The organism is Aeromonas sp. HMWF015, assembly GCF_963878965.1.
GTDB classification, from domain to species: Bacteria; Pseudomonadota; Gammaproteobacteria; order Enterobacterales; family Aeromonadaceae; genus Aeromonas; species Aeromonas veronii.
The window spans coordinates 17,569-23,475 of the sequence record NZ_CAWNZT010000371.1; the positions used below are offsets into that span (position 1 = coordinate 17,569).

7 protein-coding genes are annotated in these 5,907 nt (G+C 62.1%); 2 read left to right on the top strand and 5 right to left on the bottom strand.

Features of this window, described 5'->3' with window-relative positions:
* Window positions 1-611, bottom strand: a 611-nt coding sequence (locus AACS18_RS19110; protein WP_258228663.1) for a porin, incomplete at its 3' end; no start/stop codon positions are given.
* A 221-nt stretch (window positions 612-832) separates the two neighbouring features.
* On the opposite strand from AACS18_RS19110, the gene glpX reads away from it, so the two are divergent.
* Both glpX and AACS18_RS19120 read left to right on the top strand, forming a co-directional pair.
* Window positions 833-1,843, top strand: coding sequence for a class II fructose-bisphosphatase (glpX, locus tag AACS18_RS19115; RefSeq protein ID WP_005336386.1), 1,011 nt, complete (start codon window positions 833-835; stop codon window positions 1,841-1,843).
* Between the two features lie 240 nt (window positions 1,844-2,083).
* The gene (locus AACS18_RS19120; protein ID WP_005336384.1) at window positions 2,084-2,335 is read left to right on the top strand and encodes a YkgJ family cysteine cluster protein; all 252 of its coding nucleotides are present in this window, start codon (window positions 2,084-2,086) and stop codon (window positions 2,333-2,335) included.
* Window positions 2,336-2,405: 70 nt separating this feature from the next.
* Here AACS18_RS19120 and AACS18_RS19125 read toward each other — a convergent pair whose 3' ends face one another.
* The 4 genes from AACS18_RS19125 to hemC all read right to left on the bottom strand — a co-directional run.
* A complete protein-coding gene (locus AACS18_RS19125; protein ID WP_108611887.1) occupies window positions 2,406-3,569 on the bottom strand; it encodes a heme biosynthesis HemY N-terminal domain-containing protein in 1,164 nt (387 codons plus the stop codon).
* Window positions 3,570-3,579: 10 nt separating this feature from the next.
* On the bottom strand, window positions 3,580-4,629 hold the full coding sequence (locus AACS18_RS19130) for a uroporphyrinogen-III C-methyltransferase (RefSeq protein ID WP_005336380.1): 1,050 nt from the start codon (window positions 4,627-4,629) through the stop codon (window positions 3,580-3,582).
* Window positions 4,626-5,360, bottom strand: a complete 735-nt coding sequence (locus tag AACS18_RS19135) for a uroporphyrinogen-III synthase (protein ID WP_108611888.1) — start codon at window positions 5,358-5,360, stop codon at window positions 4,626-4,628. The genes AACS18_RS19130 and AACS18_RS19135 overlap by 4 nt, the downstream gene beginning before the upstream one ends.
* Window positions 5,357-5,907 (bottom strand): hydroxymethylbilane synthase (gene hemC, locus AACS18_RS23635; protein WP_258228662.1); only part of this gene is annotated, 551 nt, incomplete at its 5' end. The genes hemC and AACS18_RS19135, both read right to left, overlap by 4 nt.

Consider the following 5,907-nt stretch of genomic DNA (forward strand, 5'->3'; position numbering starts at 1 on the left):
GCGGCGTCGCTGTCTTTGCTGGTGGTCTCTTCGGTGTCCCCACCGTCGAACTTGTAGCTGGTGTCGAGCTGGAAGCCGTTGAACAGGCCGGAGTATTTCAGTACGGAACCGGCGCGGTTGGTGGCGAAGGTGTCAGTCTTGGCGCCCAGCGCTTCGTTGCCGTAGCCGTCGGAGAGGGAGACATCAGTCCAGTCGGCCAGGAAGCCCGGGGCCCCTTTCTGGCGACCGAAAGTCACGGTGCCCCAGTCAGCGCCGACACCGGCGAACGCCAGACGGGTACGCAGGTTGTCGGAGCTCTCGCTGATGGTCTTCTCGCTGTCGTTGATGTACATCTGCACTTCGTACTGGGCCAGCGCCTTCAGACCGCTCTGGATCTGGGTCTCGGCCTTGGCGCCGAAGCGGACAAACTGGTTGGCCCCTTGCTTGGCGCTGTAATCCTTGGTGCCATTCGGGTTGGCAGTATCGACGTTTTCTTTCTTGTCGCCAAAGAATTGACCGGCGTAGATACGGCCATAGAGATCCAGCATGGAGGTGTCATTTTTGTACACTTCAACGGCTTGAGCCTGGAAGGCTGCGGTGAGAGCCAGTGCCACTACAGTCAGCTTTTTCATCTTAATCCCTTGTGGTGTTGCAAGCTTTTGTTTTGAAAACGGGGTCATGCTAGGCAGCGGGGATGACAGCGGGGTGACAGTTGGATGAAGAGTCGATGGCAATTGGGTTGCAATTGGATGAATTGGCTACATTCTTGCTCGCAGCGGCTACTTTTGTGCGCAAAGGTTTGCCCTTGTGGTAGAATGCCGCCCGTTTTCGAGCTCCATAGGTTGGATATGCGATGAGACGTGAACTGGCAATCGAGTTTTCCCGAGTGACGGAAGCGGCTGCACTGGCTGGCTACAAGTGGCTCGGACGTGGTGACAAGAATATCGCTGATGGGGCGGCCGTAGCGGCCATGCGCCACATTCTCAACCAGATCGAGATCGATGGTGAGATTGTGATCGGCGAAGGTGAAATTGATGAAGCGCCGATGCTCTATATCGGCGAGAAGGTTGGTACCGGACACGGCGACGCGGTGGATATTGCGGTCGATCCCATCGAGGGTACCCGCATGACTGCCATGGGTCAGGCCAACGCGCTGGCGGTGCTGGCGGTGGGCGACAAGGGTTCTTTCCTGAAAGCGCCTGACATGTACATGGAAAAGCTGATCGTCGGGCCCAAGGCCAAAGGCGCCATCGACCTGGATCAGGCTCTCGAGCTGAACCTGAAGTCGGTGGCCAAGGCGCTGGGCAAGCCGCTCTCCCGTCTGACCGTCATTACCCTGGCCAAGCCGCGTCATGACAAGGCAATCAAGGAGATGCAGGGTCTGGGCGTGCGGGTGTTCGCCATTCCTGATGGTGACGTTGCCGCCTCCATCCTCACCTGTCTGCCGGACAGCGAAGTCGACATGCTGTATGGCATCGGCGGCGCACCGGAAGGGGTGATCTCCGCGGCGGTGATCCGCGCGCTGGATGGCGACATGCAGGCCCGTCTGGTGCCGCGTCACCGGGTCAAGGGTGACAGCCCGGAAGTGCGTGCGCTGGGCGAGCAGGAAATTGCCCGCTGCGAAGCGCTGGGCATCGACGTCAACAAGGTGCTCAAGTTGGAAGACATGGCGAAGAATGACAACGTCATCTTCTCCGCCACCGGCATCACCAAGGGTGATCTGCTGGACGGCATCACCAGCGATGGCGTGATGGCGACCACCGAGACTCTGTTGATCCGTGGCAAGTCGCGCACCATTCGCCGTATCAAGTCGATCCATTATCTTGAGCGTAAAGACAGCGTAGTGCGCGACATTATTCTGTGATGTGGTGAATACTGGTCGGCGGCAAGTCCCGTACTAGTGCCGCCGTATCAAGTCGATCCATTACCTGGAACGTAAAGACAGCGTGGTTCGCGATATCATCCTGTGATGATGGCTCGCTGAACCGGCTGTGTTGTTTGAAGCCCGATCGCCCGTGCGGTCGGGCTTTTTGTTGTGTGCCAGCTACGTTTGTGCCGCCGCTTCGGCTATGGTGGCTCAGACCATCCCAAAGGAGTGGAGTCTATGGAGTGTCGTAGCGGCTGCGCTGCCTGTTGCATCGCCCCCAGTATCAGCAGTGCCATTCCCGGTATGCCAGATGGCAAACCGGCAGGTGTCCCCTGTATCCAGCTCGATAGCGCCCTTGGCTGCAAGATCTTCGGTCAACCGGAGCGGCCGGCGGTGTGCGGCGGTTTTCGCCCCATGATGGATGTGTGTGGCAGCCACCGCGCCGAGGCCATCTGGCTGATCGGCGAGCTGGAGCGGCTCACTACCTGACGAGGGCAGGGCGAAGATATAAAAAAAGAGGCCGCATCATGCGGCCTCTCGCGTTTCTGTTTGCCGGGGATCAGAGCCCCGCCAGTTCCAGTGCCTGACGATAGTACTCGTTGGCCTTGTTGGTGAGGCGGCGTTTGTCCATCAGCTGGCCGAGAGCGTGATAGGCGGCGGCGCTCGGCGCCCGCTCCACCTCCTGTTCCAGCAGCTTCTGGGCATCGTCCAGTTGACCTGCCAGCAGATAGAGCTGGGCCAGTGCGGTGTCTACCTCCGGTTGCCCCTGCTGTTTTTGCAGCAGTGCCAGCAGCGGCTGGTAACTCTCGAGTTTCAGCTTGGGCAGGCGAGCCAGCAGCTGCGGCATCGGCTGTTTGCGCAGCGCCTCCTGCCACAGGGTGGCGGCCTCGCCATCGGCACCCAGCTGGCGCAGCAGATCGCCGTAGCAGGCCAGCAGTTCTGGCTCCAGGCGCAGTTTGCGCGGCAGATCCTGCCATACCGCCTTGAGGGTCTCGAGGCTGCCGGCAGCCTGTTGCAGACGACCACACCAAGCCTGTTGCAGCAGATCTTCTTCCTGTTTCGGGGTCAGCTTGCCGACCTTGTGCAGCGCCGGAATCAGGTCGCACAGGGCACTCCAGTCCTGACGGGCCAGATGCACCTGGCGCAGCTGATCCAGCACCATGGGGTGGCGCGGGTTGAGGGCGTAGACCGACTCCAGCATCGCCAGCGCGGTATCGTACTGGCCCTGCTCGATCTGCAGCTGGGTCTGGGTCAGGGTGAGCGCCAGCTCGGCTTTGGGATTCTCCTCCTGCGCTTTTTGCAGGTATTGATCCCGGCGGGCGTCGTCACCACGGGCCTGCGCCGCCTTGGCGGCGCTCAGGTAGTTGAGCAGCGGGGTGTCGCTGTTGCTGGCCCCCTTGATCATCAGCTTTTCCGCCTGACTGTAGTGGCCTTCGGCCATTGCCAGGGTGGCGGCGACGGTCTGTTGATTGGCCTTGCGGCGGCGGCGTGAGCCGTACCAGCCTAGGGTCTTGCGGCGCAGGCCGAATACCCGACCCAGCAGCCACTCGACGATCAGCAGGGCGCCGTAGAACAGCACGGCCAGGATCACCGCGCTGGTGACGGAAGATTCGATGGTGTAATTGCCAATGGCAATCAGCACATAGCCCTTGTTACCGGAGGCTTGCGGGCCAAAGATCAGCCCTGCGACCATCACGGCAACCAGAATGATTATACGGATCATGGTGCCCTCCTCAGCTGCTGGCCAGAATGCGTTGCAGGCGTTCGGTCAGCACCTGCTCCAGCATGGCCTGGGTCTTGAACTGGGCCGGATAGTCGATCTGGATCTGCTCACCCTTTAGCTTGTCGATCTCGCCCTGCATGTAGCGGGTGGCGCTGTTGTCGGTGTCGAAATACTGGGTCAGCCAGCGTTGGGCCTTGTCCAGGCTGTCTTCGTAGAGCGCCTGCTGCTCGCGATAGACGGAGAGCTGGGCCTGCAACAGCTTGGTCTTGAGGTTTTCACGCAGGAAGATCTCCTGCTGCGGCGAGAGCAGCGCCTCGACCGCGCCATCGCGGCGACGGATGGTGACGAAGTTCTCGGTGAACTTGACCCAGTTCTTCTTCAGGTTGCTCTCCCACTCGTCTGGATTGGTGCTGACCGCTTGATCCGGCTCGGCCTTGGCTTCCGGCATGCTGACGGTGGAGAGGGGCAGCAGCTCGATCTGGTCGGACAGTGCAGCCAGCTTGAGGGTCAGCCCCTCGCGGTCGATGCGCGGCATCCCCTTGAGCTTGGCGATATCTTCGGCCAGTGCCTTGCGGATCGGCATCAGGCTGGGGTCGTTGAGGGCGGCGATCCGCTCGTCGGCATTGCCGAGCAGGGTGATGGCGGAGACAAGGTCATGCTCCAGCCACAGTTTGCGGCCCGCCATCCGTACCAGATATTCGGATTCGGCCAGCATCCAGTCGTTGGGGCGCTTGTCATTCAGGTCCAGTACCCGGTTCTGCAGACCCTGCATCTCCCCCTGCAGCCGCTGCTGGGTTTGATCCAGCGCGGCCAGCTGCTCGGCATCCTTGCTGCTGGTCTGGTCGATCTTGCTCAGGGCGCTCGCCAGCTGCTGCTTGAGCTGGGCCAGTTCGGCCTGCTGGGCCACGGCATTCTTGTGACCGTGCAGATAGAGACCGCCGGTCAGGCCAAGGGCCAGCAGGATGGCAACCCCTCCCAGTACGGCACCGGAGCGGCTCTTGCTGCCATTGACCGCAGCGGTCGGCTGGGGTTTGACCTGGGATTCTTGTTGTTCTGTCATTCCATCTTCCTCAGTTCCAGTGCGGCCGTCAGGGCCTGGTTGGATGCACCTTGGGCAATCGTGATATGGATAAAGCCCGCTGCGCTGGCCATCTCGGCCACGCGCGGGCTGGGGACCACCAGCAGGCGGTCAAAAAGCCAGGGCCGCTGGTGGTCGGGAACCAGCTCCAGCAGCCGTTGCAGCAGTTCACCACTGGTAATGAGCAGGCTGTCCAGCCCCGCTGCCTGCCAGTGGTGGGTTAATGTGTCCCCGTCCAGCTCGGGGTAGTGGCGTTCATAGGCCGCACAATAGTGCACCAGAGCACCGCGTGAGGCCAGCGTGCTGGCGATGAGATCCCGCCCGCCATTGCCGCGCAGGATCAGCACCCGTTTGCCTGCTACCTGCTGCAGGGCGGGCAGGGCCAGCAGCCCTTCGCTGCGCGGGTCATCCGGGCAGCTTGCCGTGATGCCGATGGCTGCAAACGCATCTGCGCTGGCCTGACCCACCGCAAAGTACTCAATATGTGGCCAGGTCTGACCAGTTTGCAACAGAAAATCGTGTGCAAAATGAACGGCATGGATGCTGACGGCGATAACCGCGTCGGCACTGTGCAACAGGTCGGGCAGGAGAGGGAGTTCGCTGCCCGCCACGGTTTCCAGCAGCGGGCAGCAGAGTGGTACATGGCCGTGCTGGCGCAGCAACTGCACCAGCTCGGCGGCCTGAGTGGCCGGACGCACCACCAGCGGGATCATGTGCGGTAGACCTCGGCCAGGATCTCGTCGGCACCGGCGGCCAGCAGGCGTTGAGCCAACTGCTCGCCGAGCGCTTCGCCATCGACCAGCGGGCCGCGGATCTCGTCACGGATCACCTGGCTGCCATCGGGACTGCCCACCAGACCGCGCAGCCAGATCTGCTCGCCTTCGACCAGTGCGTAGGCACCGATAGGCACCTGACATCCCCCTTGCAGGGCGCGATTCATGGCGCGCTCGGTCAGCACCCGGGCGCGGGTCTCGGCGTGCTCCAGCGGCGCCAGCAGGGCGTGCAGTTCTACATCGTCGAGGCGGCATTCGATGCCGACGGCACCCTGACCGTTGGCGGGCAGGCTCTGCTCCGGCTCGATAAAGGCGGTGATGCGCTGCGCCATCTCCAGTCGTTTCAGACCGGCGGCGGCGAGGATGATGGCGTCGTACTCACCGGCATCCAGTTTGGCGAGGCGAGTGTTGACGTTGCCACGCAGGTCGCGGATCACCAGATCCGGGCGGGCGGCGCGCAGCTGGCACTGGCGGCGCAGGCTGGAGG